The organism is Burkholderia sp. MSMB1835, from assembly GCF_001526365.1.
Lineage (GTDB): Bacteria > Pseudomonadota > Gammaproteobacteria > Burkholderiales > Burkholderiaceae > Burkholderia.
Genome location: NZ_LOYP01000049.1, coordinates 183,217 through 197,753 on the forward strand (window position 1 = coordinate 183,217; position 14,537 = coordinate 197,753).

The window sequence follows — 14,537 nt, forward strand, 5'->3', positions numbered from 1 at the left end:
CCGTAATCAACTTTTTTCAACCACATACACCCTCCTGAGGCCGCCCAACTACGGCCACTCCGCCGCTGCATTTCCGCATCGGCGCACTTCGCTCAGGCGTTTCCGTGATCTCTCATCCCCTACCTTTGTGCTGGTCGGGCTGGGCCTCGCGCCCGTCGCCATGATCGCGGTGGGTTGCTATTGTCGTCGCGCATCGACACGTGCAATCGCGCCCGCAAAGCTGACAGCACCATTGGCAGCGTTGCCGAGGCGATGGGCGGCATGGCCGCCGCACCCGCCATCACACTGCCGGCAGCCGATTGAACGTAAGCGTGAAACGCGTGCCGAGCGTGTCGCTTTCGACCTGCGCGGTACCGCCGTGGAGCTCCATCACCGAGCGCACGATCGCGAGGCCGAGCCCGGCCGTGCCGCCCGGCGCACCGCCGCTGCGCGCGGGGTCGCCGCGCACGAATCGGTCGAAGATCCGCGGCAGCAGCGCGCGATCGATCGGCTCGCCCGGATTCGCGACGACGACGCGCACCGCATCGGCGGCTTCATCCACGCGCAGCGTGATGACACCGCCGGCGGGCGTGTAGCGCAGTGCGTTCGCGAGCAGGTTGCCGACGGCGCGGCGAAACAGCTCGACGTCGGCGGTCAGCTGCCCCTGCCCTTCGACGCGCAACGTCGAGCCCGCCTCATCGGCAAGCCCCTCGAAATACTCCGCGATGCGCTCGAGTTCGTCGCGCACGTCGAACGCACGCTGCCGGGTGACGAAGCTCGGATGCTTGGCACGCGCGAGAAACAGCACGTTCTCGATCATTCGCGCGAGACGATCGTATTCCTCGAGATTCGATTCGAGCAGCGCCTGGTACTCGTCGGCCGAACGCGGCCGCGCGAGCGCGACTTCGGTGGCGCCGCGCATGTTGTTCAGCGGCGTGCGCAGGTCGTGCGCGAGATCGGCACTGAATTGCGACAGATGCGCGAACGCCTGCTGCAGGCGGCCGAGCATCGCATTCTGCGCATCGACGAGCGCGCGCAACTCGGGCGGGGCGCGCGACGCGTCGAGCCGCGTGTCGAGCTTGTCGACCGTGATCCGGCCGGTGTTGTCGACGATCTCGCGCAGCGGCGCGAGCGCCGTGCGGATCAGCCAGTAGCCGAGCAGCAGCGCGAACAGCGCGCCGAGCCCGCCGGCGAGCTTGAGCCGGTCGCGGTAACCGTCGAGCAGATCGGCCCGGTCGCGCATGTTGCGGGCGATCGCGATGCGGATCGGCGTGCGGTCGCCGAGCGTGGCCTCGATCACGACGCCGCGCATCGGCGTGCCGCCGTCGGCGGTCCACGTGACGAGTCGGTCGGCCGTGATCCGGTCGTTCGCGGGAACCGGCACCGCGTGCGGCGCGAACAATTGCGCGTCGGCCAGCGGAACCGATGCGGCCGCAGGCGCATCGTCGGGTGCAGCGAGCCGGACGTTGTGACGTGCAAGCACGTCGCCCCGCGCATCGACGGCGGCCATCGACAGCGCCTCGTTGCCCAGCACCTGGCTCGTCAGCCGCTCCGCGTGCGTGCGAACCGCATCGAGCGACTCGAGCTCGCCCGCGAGCCGGCGCGTGTGACGCGCGGCCAGCACGATGTCGAGATCGTCCTGCGTATTCACCTGCCGCTCGAGGCCCGCATACACATACGCACCGACGAGCGCGAACGCGGCGAGCGTGGTCGCGGCGAACGCGAGCGCGAGCGTCGCGGCCAGCGAGCGCGGGCGCGTCATGCGTCGTCCTTCGGTTCGAGCACGTAGCCGACGCCGCGCACGGTATGGATCAGCTTGACCGGGAACGCGTCGTCGATCTTCGCGCGCAGGCGCCGGATCGCGACCTCGACGACGTTGGTGTCGCTGTCGAAATTCATGTCCCACACGTACGAGGCGATCTGCGTCCGGCTCAGCACCTCGCCCTGCCGGCGCGCGAGCAGTTGCAGCAGCGAGAATTCGCGCGGCGTGAGGTCGATCCGCGTGGCGCCGCGCTTCACGCGGCGGCGCACCACGTCGATGTCCAGATCGCCGACCGTCAGGCGTTCGGTCTCGCGCGGCGGCCCGCGACGCGCGAGCGTGCGGATGCGGGCGAGCAGCTCGACGAACGCGAACGGCTTCACGAGATAGTCGTCGGCGCCGAGTTCGAGGCCGTGCACGCGGTCCTGCACGTCGTCGCGCGCGGTCAGGAACAGCACCGGCGTCGTGTGCGTGTCGCGCAGCCGCTTGAGCACGCCCCAGCCGTCGAGCACGGGCAGCATCACGTCGAGCACGATCACGTCGTAACGCTCTTCCTGCGCGAGCGTCAGCCCTTCGCCGCCGTCCTTCGCGAGATCGACGCTGAAGCCCGATTCCTCGAGCCCCTTCTTCAGGTACGCGCCCGTCTTCGGTTCGTCTTCGACTATCAGGATGCGCATGGCCGGCTCCGTCGCTTGCATGGGGACATCGGGCGATGTTACCCGGAAACGGCGACGCGGCCGCTCACCGTGCAGGCGTAAACGGCGTGGATAACAAAACGGTAATCGGCCGGTCATCGTGGCGTACGGCCGCGAAGTGCGCGACATGGCTCGCATCGCGCCGCGCAACGAAACAGGAGAACGCGACATCGTTCGCGGAACGACTCCCAGCGCTCCCCCGATGAATCCGAACCCGCTCCAACGCGGCGGAACGAACAATTCGTCCGACCGGATTCCCGCCCCCACAAGTGACCCTTCTAACATCATAGGATTGCATTTTCACATTTAATGTGATTTTATTATCACATTCACGAGCCGCCGCCGACCACGCGCGCGGCGCCCCCATACCAAGGAAGAGACGCAGATGGAGACGATCGCCGTCATCGGCAGCAACATGGTCGACCTCGTGACCTATGTCACGCGCATGCCCGCCCGGGGCGAAACGCTCGAGGCGCCGAACTTCGAGCTCGGCTGCGGCGGCAAGGGCGCGAACCAGGCCGTCGCGGCCGCGCGCCTCGGCGCGCGCGTCGTGATGGTCACGAAGGTCGGCGACGACGTGTTCGCCGACACCACGATCCGCAACTTCGAGCGCGAAGGCATCGACACCACGCACGTGCGCAAGGTCGCCGGCGTGCCGAGCGGCGTCGCGCCGATCTTCGTCGAGCCCGATTCGAGCAACAGCATCCTGATCGTCAAGGGCGCGAACCGCCATCTGCGACCGGCCGACATCGACGCGGCCGCGCCGATGCTCGCCGACTGCGCGTTGATCGTGCTGCAGCTCGAAATCGAGCTCGACACCGTCTATCACGCGGTCGAATTCGGCGCACGGCACGGCATTCCCGTGTTGCTGAACCCGGCCCCGGCCGTCGCCGACCTCGATTTCGAGCGCATCCGTTCCGTCGAATTCTTCGTGCCGAACGAGACCGAGCTCGCGATCGTGTCGGGCATGCCGGTCGATTCGCGCGACAGCGCGACCCGGGCCGCCGAAACGCTGGTCGCGCGCGGGCTCAAGCACGTGCTCGTCACGCTCGGCGACAAGGGTTCGCTGCTGGTGTCGCGCGACGGCGCGCGCCACGTGCCGGGCGTGCCGGTCGACGCGCGCGATACGACGGGCGCCGGCGATGCGTATATCGGCTGCTTCGCGCGCTGCTATGCCGCGTCGCGCGACGCCGTCGACGCGATGCGTTACGCGTCCGCCTATGCCGCGCATTCGGTCACGGGCCTCGGCACGCAGAAGTCGTACGCCGACGCTGCGACGTTCGAACGCTTCCTCCGCGACGCCGGCTTCTGACCGGCGCCTTCATCGACGAGACATTGGGAAGGAGACACCCATGAGCCGAACCCGGATCGAACACACACCCGACGGCTATTACCTGAACCGCACGCCGCTCTTCGCGTTTACGCTGCTGTGCTGCCTGTTCGCGCTGTGGGGCACTGCCGCGAACCTGAACGACGTGCTGATCGCGCAGTTCAAGAAATCGTTCTTCCTGTCCGATTTCGAATCGGCGTTCGTGCAGTCCGCGTTCTATCTCGGCTACTTCTTCCTCGCGATTCCGGCCGCGACCGTCGTGAAGAAGTTCAGCTACAAGACGACGATCCTCGTCGGCCTGCTGCTCTACACGACCGGCTGCCTGCTGTTCTTCCCGGCCGCGTCGATGGCGAAGTACGGGATGTTCCTCGTCGCGCTGTTCGTGATCGCCGCAGGCCTGTCGTTCCTCGAAACGGCGTCGAACTCGTATTCGACGCTGATGGGCCCGCGCGACACCAGCACGCGGCGGCTGAACATCTCGCAGACGTTCTATCCGTTCGGCGCGATGGCCGGCGTCTACATGGGCAGCTTCCTGATCTTCAAGGAAGGCGACGCGTCGCATGCACAGCTCGCGGCGATGTCGGCCGCCGAAGCCCACACGCACCAGCTCGCGATGATCCAGGCCACGCTCGAACCGTACAAGTGGCTGATCGTCGTGCTCGCCGCCGTATTCGTCGTGTTCGCGCTCACGCCGTACCCGGCGTGCAAGGGCAACGGCGCGAGCACGGTCGCGCACCGGATCGACGCGCGCGGCACGCTCGCGCGCCTGTTCGGCAACCGGCGCTTCGTCGCGGGCGTGGTCGCACAGTTCCTGTACGTCGGCGCGCAGGTCGGCGTGTGGAGCTTCACGATCCGGCTCGCGATGCAGATCGGCGGCCTCACCGAGCGCGGCGCGTCGCGCTACCTGCTCGCGACCTTCTTCGCGTTCTTCGTCGGCAAGCTGGTCGCGACGCTCGTGATGAAGCGCGTCGGCCCGGCCAAGGTGCTGATCGTCTACGGCATCCTGTGCATCGCGCTGCTCGCGTACACGATCGGCGTGCACAACATCACGGCCGTGTATGCGGCCGTGTGCGTGAGCATCTTCCTCGGCCCGTGCTGGCCGACGATCTACGGGCTGACGATCGACGGCCTCGGCAAGGACACCGAATACGGCGGCTCGATCCTCGTGATGAGCATCGTCGGCGGCGCGGTCGTGCCGCTGATCCAGGGGCTGATCTCCGATCACACGGGCGGCAACATGCAGCTCGCGTTCGTCGTGCCGCTCGCGTGCTTCGTCGTGATCGTCTACTACGGCTTCTACTGCCTGCGTCATCTGCCGGCGGCCACGCCCGACGCGGCGGCCGACGGCCACACGTCCGCGCGCTACGCCGCGACGCGCCACACGTCGGGAGCCTGACCATGCGCGGCGAGATCGAACTGCGGCGCGACGACTTCCGCGAAGCACCGCGCACGCTGTACCGCACTGACGGCATCACCGTCACCGCGTTCGCGTATCCGTCCGGCGTCGAGGCGCTGAAGCTCGAGAACCGCCGCGGCCATCTCGTCGTGCTGCCGTATCTCGGCCAGATGATCTGGGCCGCCGAATTCGACGGTCGCGACCTGACGATGAAGCACATGTTCCGGCAGCCGAGGCGCGCGACGTCGATCGTCGATACCTATGGCTGCTTCATGTTCCACAGCGGGCTGCTGCGCAACGGCTGCCCGGGGCCGGACGACACGCACGCGCTGCACGGCGAGATGCCGTGCGCGCCGATGGATCGCGCGAGCCTGGTCGTCGGCACGGATGCGCGCGGCGCGACAGTCGAAGTGGCCGGCGAATACGAGTACGTGCAGGGCTTCGGCAGCCACTACGTCGCGTGTCCGTCGGTGCGGCTGACGGAGCACGATGCGCGGATGACGATCGCGATGGACGTGACGAATCTCGGCGGCGCGCCGATGGACCTGATGTACATGGCCCACCTGAACTATGCGTACGTGCCGGGCGGCCGCTTCGTGCAATCGCTCCCGCACGGCGGCGTGCGGTTGCGCGACAGCGTGCCCGCGCATGTGAAGCCGACCGCCGCGTGGCGCGACTACACGGCCACGCTCGCGCGCGATCCGGCGCGGCTCGCGACGCTCGATGCGCCCGCGCTGTACGACCCCGAGATCGTGTTCTTCATGAACGACGTGGCAACGGATGCCGACGGCGTCGCGCATTTCCGGCTCGCGCATCCGGACGGCGGCGCGTTCCATACCGCGTACCGCCCCGCGCAATTCCCGCATGCGACGCGCTGGATCCTGCACAATGCGGATCAGCAGGTCGCCGCGTTCGCGCTGCCGTCGACCTGCGAGCCGGAAGGTTACGAAGCCGAACGCCGCAAGGGTCACGTCGCGGCGCTGGCGCCGGGCGCGTCGCGCCGCTTCGAAGTGGTCACCGGCTACTTGAGCGCGGCGGAAGCGCGCGATGCTCGACGCGATGAATAGCGCGACGCTCGGCGCGCTGCACGCCCGCGGCGCATCAGGTCACGAGCGCGATCCCGTGTTCGCGGATCGCCGTTTCGTAGCGGCGGCTCAGTTGCCCGTCGGAGATCACGTAGTTGAAATCGGTCAGTTCGGCGAAATAGGCCGCGCGCACTTCGTCGAACTTCGTGTGATCGACCAGCAGGAAGCGGTTCTGCGCGCGCGCCATCACCTTCTTCTTCGCATCGACTTCGTGGAAGTTGAAGCACGTGACGCCGCAGCGGTCGCTCACGCCGGCCGCCGAGATGAACGCCTTCGACACGCGCACCGAATCGAGGATGCCCGTTTCGGCGACCGATTCGAACACCATGTTCTGGCGGTGATACGCGCCGCCGCACAGGATCACGTTGCAATGCGGCTTTTGCTGCAGCTTCGCGAACACGTTCAGCGAATTGCAGACCGCCGTGAATTCGAGGTCGTCCGGAATGAAATCGACGACGAACGGCGTGGTCGACCCGCAGTCGACGAAGATCGTGTCGCCGGTCGTCACGAACTGCGCGGCCAGCTTGCCGATGCGGCGCTTCTCCTCGGTCTGCCGGTTGTTCTCGGCGCTGATCAGGTATTCGCCGATGTCGCTGCGCTGCGCGGCGAAATGGCGCGTCACGTAGCCGCCGATCAGGCTGAGGCCGTGCGGGTTGTCCGCGAGATCGCGGCGGATCGTCATTTCGGACACGCCGAACAGTTCGGCGACTTCCCGCAGATGAATCGCGTTCTGCCCTTGCAGCACGTTCATCAATGTCTTGATCCGTTCGCCCTTCTTTGTTTCCATGCCTGTATCCTGCGTGCCCGTCGCGTGAGTCGCTCATCGTGCCGGGCGCGCAGGCCCGGCCGGAATGTCGTATTTGTAACAAACCGATGTGAAAACATCAACTTTCCGTGTGCCCTTTCCGCACACGATCCGTGGAGTCCTGACACATGCCGCTTTCCAACGCCCAACTCGCCCAAACCATCGATCACACGCTGCTCGCGCCCGATGCGAGCGACGCGCAGATCCGCGAACTCTGCCGCCAGGCGGCCGAGCATCGCTTTTACTCGGTCTGCGTGAATTCGGCGAACGTGCCGCTCGCCGCGCGCGAACTGGCCGATACCGGCGTGCTCGTCTGTGCCGTGGTCGGCTTTCCGCTCGGCGCGGGGCTGTCCGCCGCGAAGGCATTCGAAGCCACCGTCGCGATCGCGGCGGGCGCCGGCGAGATCGACATGGTGATCAACATCGGCGCGCTGAAAAGCGGCCGCGTCGACGACGTGAAGGCCGACATCGACGCCGTGCACCGCGCCTGCGGCACGGTGCCGCTCAAGGTGATCCTCGAAACGGGATTGTTGACCGACGACGAGAAGGTGCGCGTGTGCGAGATGTGCCGCGATCTCGGCGTCGCGTTCGTGAAGACGTCGACCGGGTTCGGCCATGGCGGCGCGACCCTCGCGGATGTCGCGCTGATGCGCCGCACGGTCGGGCCGACGCTCGGCGTGAAGGCGTCGGGCGGCGTACGCGACCGCGCGGCCGCGCTCGCGATGCTCGAGGCCGGCGCGACCCGGCTCGGCACGAGTTCGGGGGTGGCGATCGTCACGGATCAGGGCGGCGGCGGGTCGGGGTACTGACGCGCGAACGGCCGGCTTTCGCGCACGTGCGTCACGCGTCGAGACCGGCCATCGAAATACCTCGCGCGAGCCCGACCATGCCGCGTCGCCCGGCGATTGCGCGCCCGCGCGGCCAGGTCGCCGGACACCCGCAGACGCCTCGTCGGCTGCTCCGCCGTCGGCAATCAACGTAAGATATCGAACAGAAGCGTCCCGCGCGAAAATACGAAAATCGAAAAAGAGGCCGTCTGCATCGCTTCGCGATCCGTGAACTCATCGTCAAGGCTCCAATGCAAGCCCATCTTCGGTCCCGGTTCCATCACGACGGCTTTGCGGTCATCAACGGGCTGATCGACACCTCGGAGATCGAAGACTTGCGCGAAATCGGCCATCGTCTGCTCGGCGGCCGCACGGGCTACGCCGAGGGCCTGATGTTCGATTTCTATCCCGAGTCGAATGGGCGCGATTTCGAGCCTCAACTGCTCCAACTCCACTGGGCATCCTATTTCGAGCGTCGGCTATCGAGGCTCCGTATCCGCCGCGCCGCGTTCGATATCGCCAAGACGCTGCTCGGCCCGAACGTTCGTTTCGCCGGCGACAGTTTTTTCCTGAAGCAGGCGCATACGGACACCGTGACGCCATGGCATCAGGACGACGCGTTTACCGACGCGCGCATCGACCATCGCGAAATCAACTTCTGGATTCCGTTGCAAGCCGTGTCGATCGACAACGGGTGCATGCAGTTCATCCCCGGATCGCATCGGTACGACGTCCTTCCGCATGCACCGCTCGGGGGCGACGTGACCGCCCATGGGCTCGAGTGTGTCGGCGGATTCGATCCGGCACGCGCCGTGGCGTGTCCGTTGATGCCGGGAGACTGCACCGTGCATGCGGGGCGCACGCTGCATGCCGCGGGGGCCAACATCTCGGACCAGCCGCGGTACGCGTATGCGCTCAATTTCCGGTTACCGCGACGGCGCTCGAGTATCGCGACGAACTTCCCCTGGCACGACACGTGGCGGCCCTCGCGCATCGAGCGCGCGCGGGTGTCCCGGAGTCTACGGGGGTGCTGGCCGTACCTTCGACGCGAACTGTACACGTTCGACTTCCGCAATCCGTTCGAGTGGCAACTCGCGGGCGGCAGGATCGCGCGTTGGTTGAACGTGTCGCGGCAACGGATGCACGAACCCGAGCCGGAATGAATCGTGGCGGGATCGCTGGAGCGCTCCCACATCTCCGGTACGTGCGGGGCGACGGCAATTTTTCCGTCGATTCCGGCGCGCTGACATCCGCATTCGATCCGCAACGCCGGTTGCGATCGGTCATCCGCACGCGTGCGTCACGCGTGAAGACCGGCCGGCCGGATCCCTCGCACGAGCAGCACCATGCGGCGGCGCCCGGCAACCGCACGCGGTTCGGCCAACGACGCTGCCCCCCCTCTTCCGCGCACGCGACAAGCCCGGCACAATGCCGCCCATGCGCTACGATAACGCCTTCGTTTACCCGTCCACCGGCCTCGCCGGCCGGATCGCCAACCGGATCGTCGCGAGCGGCTCGCTGTTGCGCGCACGCCGCACGCTGCTGTCGCGGCTACCGTTCCTGCAGCTCGCGAGCGACGTCGAGCATGTCGTGTATTGCACGTGGGTCGTCGATGTCGCGGCCGTCGCACACCTCGTGCCGCGCGGCGTCACGCTCGCGAGCCGCGGCGGCCGCACGCTGTTCACGACGCTCACCTACCGGCACCGGCACTTCGGTCCGCGGCTCGCCGGCCCGCTGCGGCGCGTCTTTCCGTCGCCGCTGCAGAGCAACTGGCGACTCTACGTCGACGCGCTGCCGGACGGCGCGCCGGCGGAGCGCACCGTGCTGTTCGTGAAGAACGTGTTCGACCACCCGCTCTATGCGCTCGGCAGCCGGCTTTTCAGCGACGCGCTGCCGTCGCATCTCGCGCGGCCCTTTACGCATGCGGTACGCGACGGACGCTACGACACGCTGCTGGCCGGAAGCGGTGGCAGCGCGCCCGACTTCCGCTGCACGGCGCAAGCGTCGGACGATCGAACGCTGCCCGACGCGTTCGCGCCGTTCTTCAGCGACTGGCGCGCTGCCGTCGCATCCGTGTCGCTGCAGCACTCGGCGATCGCGCATGTCGCTGACTGCGATCGCCTTGCGTACGCGTCGATCGACCTGCCGATCGACGTCGACGCCGTCCGGCCGCTGAAGACGGTCGGCCCCGTGGGAGAGAGCGACTTCCTCGCACGCATCGGCGCCACCGGCGAGCCGATGTGCTTCGTCGTTCCCGACGTCGCGTTCCGCGTGCTCTCCGAGCGGTTGCTGTAGCGCGCGGATCGGCGCGGCGCTACCGCGCCGCAATCCCTGCGATAAAAGACACGCACGCAGCCGCCGACGCCACCGTGCGCACGTGATTCCACCTCGTCCAGTCGTGCAGGTAGCGCGCCCACAGCGCCGCGCCGTGCGTCGTGGCCGGATCGGCCGCGGCGAGCGCATCGTTGAGCGGCACGTTGACGGCCAGCGTCACCGCGAACATGCCTAACCCGTACAGCACGCCGCCGGTGAGCGCGGCCATCGCGCCCGGCGAGTCGCGATCGACCAGCGCGATCACGACGAGCGCGAGCGCCATCAGCGTCGTGCCGAGGAACAGCGGCATGAACGACGAACGCGCGATGTCGACGTTCATCGCGTTCATCGCGGCCGCGCCGGCCGGCGGCGCGAGCCGTCCGACCGACATCGTCACGAACGTCGAAAACGCGACGTACACGCCGGCCATCAACCCCGCAGCCCAGAGCGGCCCCTCACAATAAAGCTGAAGTCACGAACGCGATCACGGTCGGGCGCTCCACACGCCGGTCGCGGCGGCCGCACGCGCATAGTCGGCGAAATCGCGCGCCGGGCGCCCGAGCGTGGCCTCGACGCCGTGCGTCACCGCGCTGTTGCGTCCGTCGAGCACCACGTCGAACAGGTCGTCGAGCAGCGCGACGATCGGCGCCGGCACGCCGACCTCGCGCAGCCCCGCGACGAACGCGTCGTGCGCAATCTCGCGATAGGCGATCGGCCGCCCGGCAGCCCGTGCGATTTCGCCGACCGCTTCGGCGAACGTCAGTGCGCGCGGGCCCGTGACCTCGATCACGCGGTCCGCGAACCGCGCATCGGTGAGCGCGGCCACGGCCACGTCAGCGATGTCGTCCGCATCGACGAACGGCTCGGGCACCGCGCCGGCCGGCAACGCGACTTCGCCGGCCAGCACGCCGTCGAGCAGATAGCCTTCGGAGAAGTTCTGGTTGAACCAGCTTGCACGCACGACACCCCAGCCCACGCCCGACGCCTGCAACGCAGCCTCGGCGGCCTGCGCACGCGGCTCGCCGCGCCCGGACAGCAGCACCACGCGTTCGACGCCGCTGTCCCGCGCGCGCCGCGCGAATCCGGCGATCGCGTCCACCGCACCGTCGACGGCCAGATCGGGCTGGTACGTCACGTAAGCGGCCGACACGCCATCGAGCGCGGCCGGCCACGTGTCGGGCGCCGTCCAGTCGAAGCGGACCGCCGACGTGCGCGACACCGGTCGCGTCGCGAGGCCGCGCGTGCGCAGCCGGGCATCGACGCGGGCGCCCGTCTTGCCCGAACCGCCGACGATGAGGATGGGAAGTGCCGACATGTGCGTCTCCTTTTGGAAAAAACACGAGAATATCTCGCGTTTTAAAAACACGATAGACTCTCGCATTAACAACGTCAAGTTTTTCGGGAGGCGGCATGGGCCGGCAAAAATCGGGGCAGAGCGACGAGCCCGACACGGCGGCGGACGCGCCGGCGCGTGCGCGGCTGGTACCGACGCAGCAGCGCAGCCGCGAGCGGTTCGAGCGCATCCTCGCGTGCGCATCGGAAGTGATGATCGAGAAAGGTTGCGACGCGTTCCGGATGAGCGACATCGTCGAACGCACGGGCATTTCGTTCGGGTCGCTGTATCAGTACTTTCCGGACAAGGCGGCCGTGATCGGCACGCTCGCGGAGCGCTACAACGAGGTTGGCCACGACTGCGTGCGGCGCGATCTCGCCACGATGAAGACGCTCGACGACCTGCACGGCACGCTCGCACGCATCACGGACAGCTACTACCGGATGTTCGTCGACGAGCCGCTGATGCGCGACATCTGGCGCGCGACGCAGGCCGATCGCGCGCTGCAGGAACTGGATCGCGCGGACGGCGAATTCCTGGCCGGACTGTTCGCGGATGCGCTGGCGGAAGTCGCGCCCGACACGACCCGCGCGCAACGCAGCGCATTCGCGGAACTGATGATGATCCAGATCGCGGCGGCCGTGCGCCATGCGATCACGTTGCCGCCGAAGGCGGCGCGGCAGCTTCTCGCGATGTTCAAGCGGGGGCTGCCGCGAGACCTGTCGGTACTCGACGCGTAGCCGCGCCCTTCAATGCAAGCGGCCGCCCGAAGGCGGCCGCACGAATCGGCATGGTTTGCCGCTTACTTGCCGTAGTCGTACACCCCGCGTCCCGTCTTCCGCCCGAGGCGCCCCGCCGACACCATCTCGCGCAGCAGCGGGCACGCGCGATACTTCGGATCCCCGAAGTCCTTCAGGAACACGTCCATCACCGCGAGGCAGACGTCGAGCCCGACGAGATCCGCGAGCGCGAGCGGCCCGATCGGATGATTGGCACCGAGCTTCATCCCCGCGTCGATCTCCTCGGCCGACGCGATGCCTTCCGCAAGCACGAAGAACGCTTCGTTGATCATCGGCACCAGGATCCGGTTCACGACGAAGCCCGGCGAATTGCGCACGCCGATCGGCGATTTGTCGAAACGCTCGGTCAGCGCGCGCACGGCCGACGCGGTCGCGTCGCTCGTCTGCAGCCCGCGGATGATCTCGACGAGCGGCATCAGCGGCACCGGGTTGAAGAAATGCATGCCGACGAAACGCGACGGATCGGCGAGCGGCGCCGCGAGCGCGGTGATCGAGATCGACGACGTATTGGTCGCGATGATCGCGTCGGGCCGCGCGACCGACTCGATCTGCTTCAGGATGCGGCCCTTCAGCTCGACGTTCTCGGTCGCCGCTTCGATCACGATGTCGACCGCCGCGAGCTTCGCGTAGTCGGTCGACGTCGCGATGCGCGCGAGCGCCGCATCGCGTGCGGCCGCGTCGAGCTTGTCCTTCGACACGAGCCGCTCGAGGCTGCCCTTCAGCGTCGCGAGACCCTTGTCGAGCGCGGCGTCGCTGACGTCGATCATCACGACGTTGAGTCCGGCAACGGCCGCAGTCTGCGCAATGCCGTTGCCCATGGTTCCGGCGCCTACGACGCCAACGGTTTCGATGGTCATGACGATTCCTGTGTGTTCGGGTGCGGAGCGCTCGATTATCAGATGTTCTCGAAGATCGCGGCAATCCCCTGGCCACCGCCGATGCACATCGTCACGAGCGCGTAACGGCCGCCGATACGCTTCAGTTCGTACAGCGCCTTCACCGTGATCAGCGCGCCGGTCGCGCCGATCGGGTGACCGAGCGAGATGCCCGAGCCGTTCGGGTTGACCTTCGCGGGATCGAGGCCGAGTTCCTGCGTGACCGCGCAGGCCTGCGCGGCGAACGCCTCGTTGGCTTCGATCACGTCGAGATCGGCGATCTTCAGGCCCGCGCGTTCGAGCGCCTTCTGCGTGGCCGGCACCGGACCGATGCCCATGTACGCAGGATCGACGCCCGCGTGCGCATACGCGACGAGGCGAGCGAGCGGCTTCACGCCCTGCGCGCGCGCGGCGTCCGCGCTCATCATCAGCACGGCAGCGGCCGCATCGTTGATGCCCGACGCGTTGCCGGCCGTCACGGTGCCGTTCTCCTTCACGAACACCGGCTTGAGCTTCGTGAAATCGTCCGCGCTCGCGTCGTGCCGCACGTGCTCGTCGGTGTCGAACGCGACTTCTCCCTTCTTCGTGCGGATCGAGATCGGCAGGATCTGATCCTTGAAGCGCCCTTCCGCGATCGCGCGCGCCGCGCGACGATGCGATTCGAGCGCCAGTGCGTCCTGCGCGTCACGCGAGATGTCGTACTTGCGGGCGACATTCTCGGCCGTCACGCCCATGTGGATCGTCTGGAACGGGTCGTGCAGCGCGCCGAGCATCATGTCGACGAGCTTCGCGTCGCCCATGCGCTGGCCGAAGCGCGCGGCCGGCACGGTGTACGGCGCACGGCTCATGCTCTCCGAACCGCCGCCGATCGCGACGTCGGCGTCGCCGAGCATGATCGTCTGCGCGGCCGACACGATCGCCTGCAGGCCGGAGCCGCACAGGCGGTTCACGGTGAGCGCCGGCGTGTGCTGCGCGACGCCGCCGTTGATCGCCGCCACGCGCGCGAGATACATGTCCTTCGGCTCGGTGTTCACGACATGGCCGAACACGACATGCCCAACCGAATCGCCCGGCACGTTCGCGCGCGCCAGCACTTCGGCGACGACCTTCGCGCCGAGGTCGGTCGGCGAGAAATCCTTCAGGCTCCCGCCGAAATCGCCGATCGCGGTACGGACACCGCTCACCACCACGACTTCCTTCGCTGCATTGCTCATCGTCTCACTCCGGTTCGTTCGCGCCCGCAAGGCGCGGGGATGCGTTGCGTTACATGTTCGGGTAATTCGGCCCGCCGCCGCCTTCGGGCGTGACCCACACGATGTTCTGCGTCGGGTCCTTGATGT

General features: G+C 67.6%; 14 protein-coding genes and 1 pseudogene. 7 read left to right on the forward strand and 8 right to left on the reverse strand.

Going from position 1 to position 14,537, the window contains the following annotated elements; translation table 11 throughout:
* Positions 1 to 280: 280 nt before the first annotated feature.
* A complete protein-coding gene (locus WS96_RS22700) occupies positions 281 to 1,741 on the reverse strand; it encodes a heavy metal sensor histidine kinase (protein ID WP_059835563.1) in 1,461 nt (486 codons plus the stop codon).
* Positions 1,738 to 2,415 carry a heavy metal response regulator transcription factor gene (locus tag WS96_RS22705; RefSeq protein ID WP_059499809.1) on the reverse strand — a complete coding sequence of 226 codons (678 nt, stop codon included), beginning with the start codon at positions 2,413 to 2,415 and terminating at the stop codon, positions 1,738 to 1,740. The genes WS96_RS22700 and WS96_RS22705 overlap by 4 nt, the downstream gene beginning before the upstream one ends.
* Positions 2,416 to 2,818: 403 nt before the next feature.
* Between WS96_RS22705 and rbsK the strand changes: the two genes are divergently transcribed.
* From rbsK to WS96_RS22720, 3 genes are read left to right on the forward strand one after another with little or no spacing between them, the layout of a single operon-like run.
* Entirely contained in the window at positions 2,819 to 3,745 is a 927-nt protein-coding gene (rbsK, locus tag WS96_RS22710; protein ID WP_059835565.1) for a ribokinase, read from the forward strand.
* A gap of 40 nt (positions 3,746 to 3,785) precedes the next feature.
* Complete coding sequence (fucP, locus tag WS96_RS22715; RefSeq protein WP_059835567.1) at positions 3,786 to 5,159, forward strand: L-fucose:H+ symporter permease; 1,374 nt, start codon at positions 3,786 to 3,788, stop codon at positions 5,157 to 5,159.
* A gap of 2 nt (positions 5,160 to 5,161) precedes the next feature.
* Positions 5,162 to 6,226 (forward strand): aldose 1-epimerase family protein, encoded by a 1,065-nt coding sequence (locus tag WS96_RS22720; RefSeq protein WP_059835569.1) that lies wholly within the window; start codon positions 5,162 to 5,164, stop codon positions 6,224 to 6,226.
* A gap of 34 nt (positions 6,227 to 6,260) precedes the next feature.
* Here WS96_RS22720 and deoR read toward each other — a convergent pair whose 3' ends face one another.
* The gene (gene deoR, locus WS96_RS22725; protein ID WP_034209379.1) at positions 6,261 to 7,031 is read right to left on the reverse strand and encodes a DNA-binding transcriptional repressor DeoR; all 771 of its coding nucleotides are present in this window, start codon (positions 7,029 to 7,031) and stop codon (positions 6,261 to 6,263) included.
* Between the two features lie 146 nt (positions 7,032 to 7,177).
* Here deoR and deoC point away from each other — a divergent pair, with 146 nt between their 5' ends.
* From deoC to WS96_RS22740, 3 genes are all read left to right on the forward strand, one after another.
* Positions 7,178 to 7,858 carry a deoxyribose-phosphate aldolase gene (deoC, locus tag WS96_RS22730; protein WP_059835571.1) on the forward strand — a complete coding sequence of 227 codons (681 nt, stop codon included), beginning with the start codon at positions 7,178 to 7,180 and terminating at the stop codon, positions 7,856 to 7,858.
* A gap of 269 nt (positions 7,859 to 8,127) precedes the next feature.
* Positions 8,128 to 9,039, forward strand: a complete 912-nt coding sequence (locus WS96_RS22735; RefSeq protein ID WP_059835573.1) for a phytanoyl-CoA dioxygenase family protein — start codon at positions 8,128 to 8,130, stop codon at positions 9,037 to 9,039.
* A 265-nt stretch (positions 9,040 to 9,304) separates the two neighbouring features.
* Complete coding sequence (locus WS96_RS22740) at positions 9,305 to 10,171, forward strand: DUF2071 domain-containing protein (RefSeq protein ID WP_059835575.1); 867 nt, start codon at positions 9,305 to 9,307, stop codon at positions 10,169 to 10,171.
* 19 nt (positions 10,172 to 10,190) lie between these two features.
* Here the strand turns inward: WS96_RS22740 and WS96_RS22745 are convergent.
* Positions 10,191 to 10,635, reverse strand: a pseudogene (locus WS96_RS22745) (anthrone oxygenase family protein).
* 38 nt (positions 10,636 to 10,673) lie between these two features.
* Positions 10,674 to 11,504, reverse strand: a complete 831-nt coding sequence (locus WS96_RS22750) for an NmrA family transcriptional regulator (RefSeq protein ID WP_059835578.1) — start codon at positions 11,502 to 11,504, stop codon at positions 10,674 to 10,676.
* A gap of 95 nt (positions 11,505 to 11,599) precedes the next feature.
* On the opposite strand from WS96_RS22750, the gene WS96_RS22755 reads away from it, so the two are divergent.
* Positions 11,600 to 12,262: a TetR/AcrR family transcriptional regulator gene (locus WS96_RS22755; protein ID WP_059835580.1), complete on the forward strand. Its 663-nt coding sequence runs from the start codon at positions 11,600 to 11,602 to the stop codon at positions 12,260 to 12,262.
* 62 nt (positions 12,263 to 12,324) lie between these two features.
* On the opposite strand, the gene WS96_RS22760 is transcribed toward WS96_RS22755, so the two are convergent.
* The 3 genes from WS96_RS22760 to WS96_RS34920 form a co-directional block, all read right to left on the reverse strand.
* A complete protein-coding gene (locus WS96_RS22760; protein ID WP_059835582.1) occupies positions 12,325 to 13,179 on the reverse strand; it encodes a 3-hydroxybutyryl-CoA dehydrogenase in 855 nt (284 codons plus the stop codon).
* Between the two features lie 38 nt (positions 13,180 to 13,217).
* Entirely contained in the window at positions 13,218 to 14,411 is a 1,194-nt protein-coding gene (bktB, locus tag WS96_RS22765; protein WP_059825882.1) for a beta-ketothiolase BktB, read from the reverse strand.
* 49 nt (positions 14,412 to 14,460) lie between these two features.
* Positions 14,461 to 14,537, reverse strand: a 77-nt coding sequence (locus WS96_RS34920) for a 4Fe-4S dicluster domain-containing protein (RefSeq protein WP_133168007.1), incomplete at its 5' end; no start/stop codon positions are given.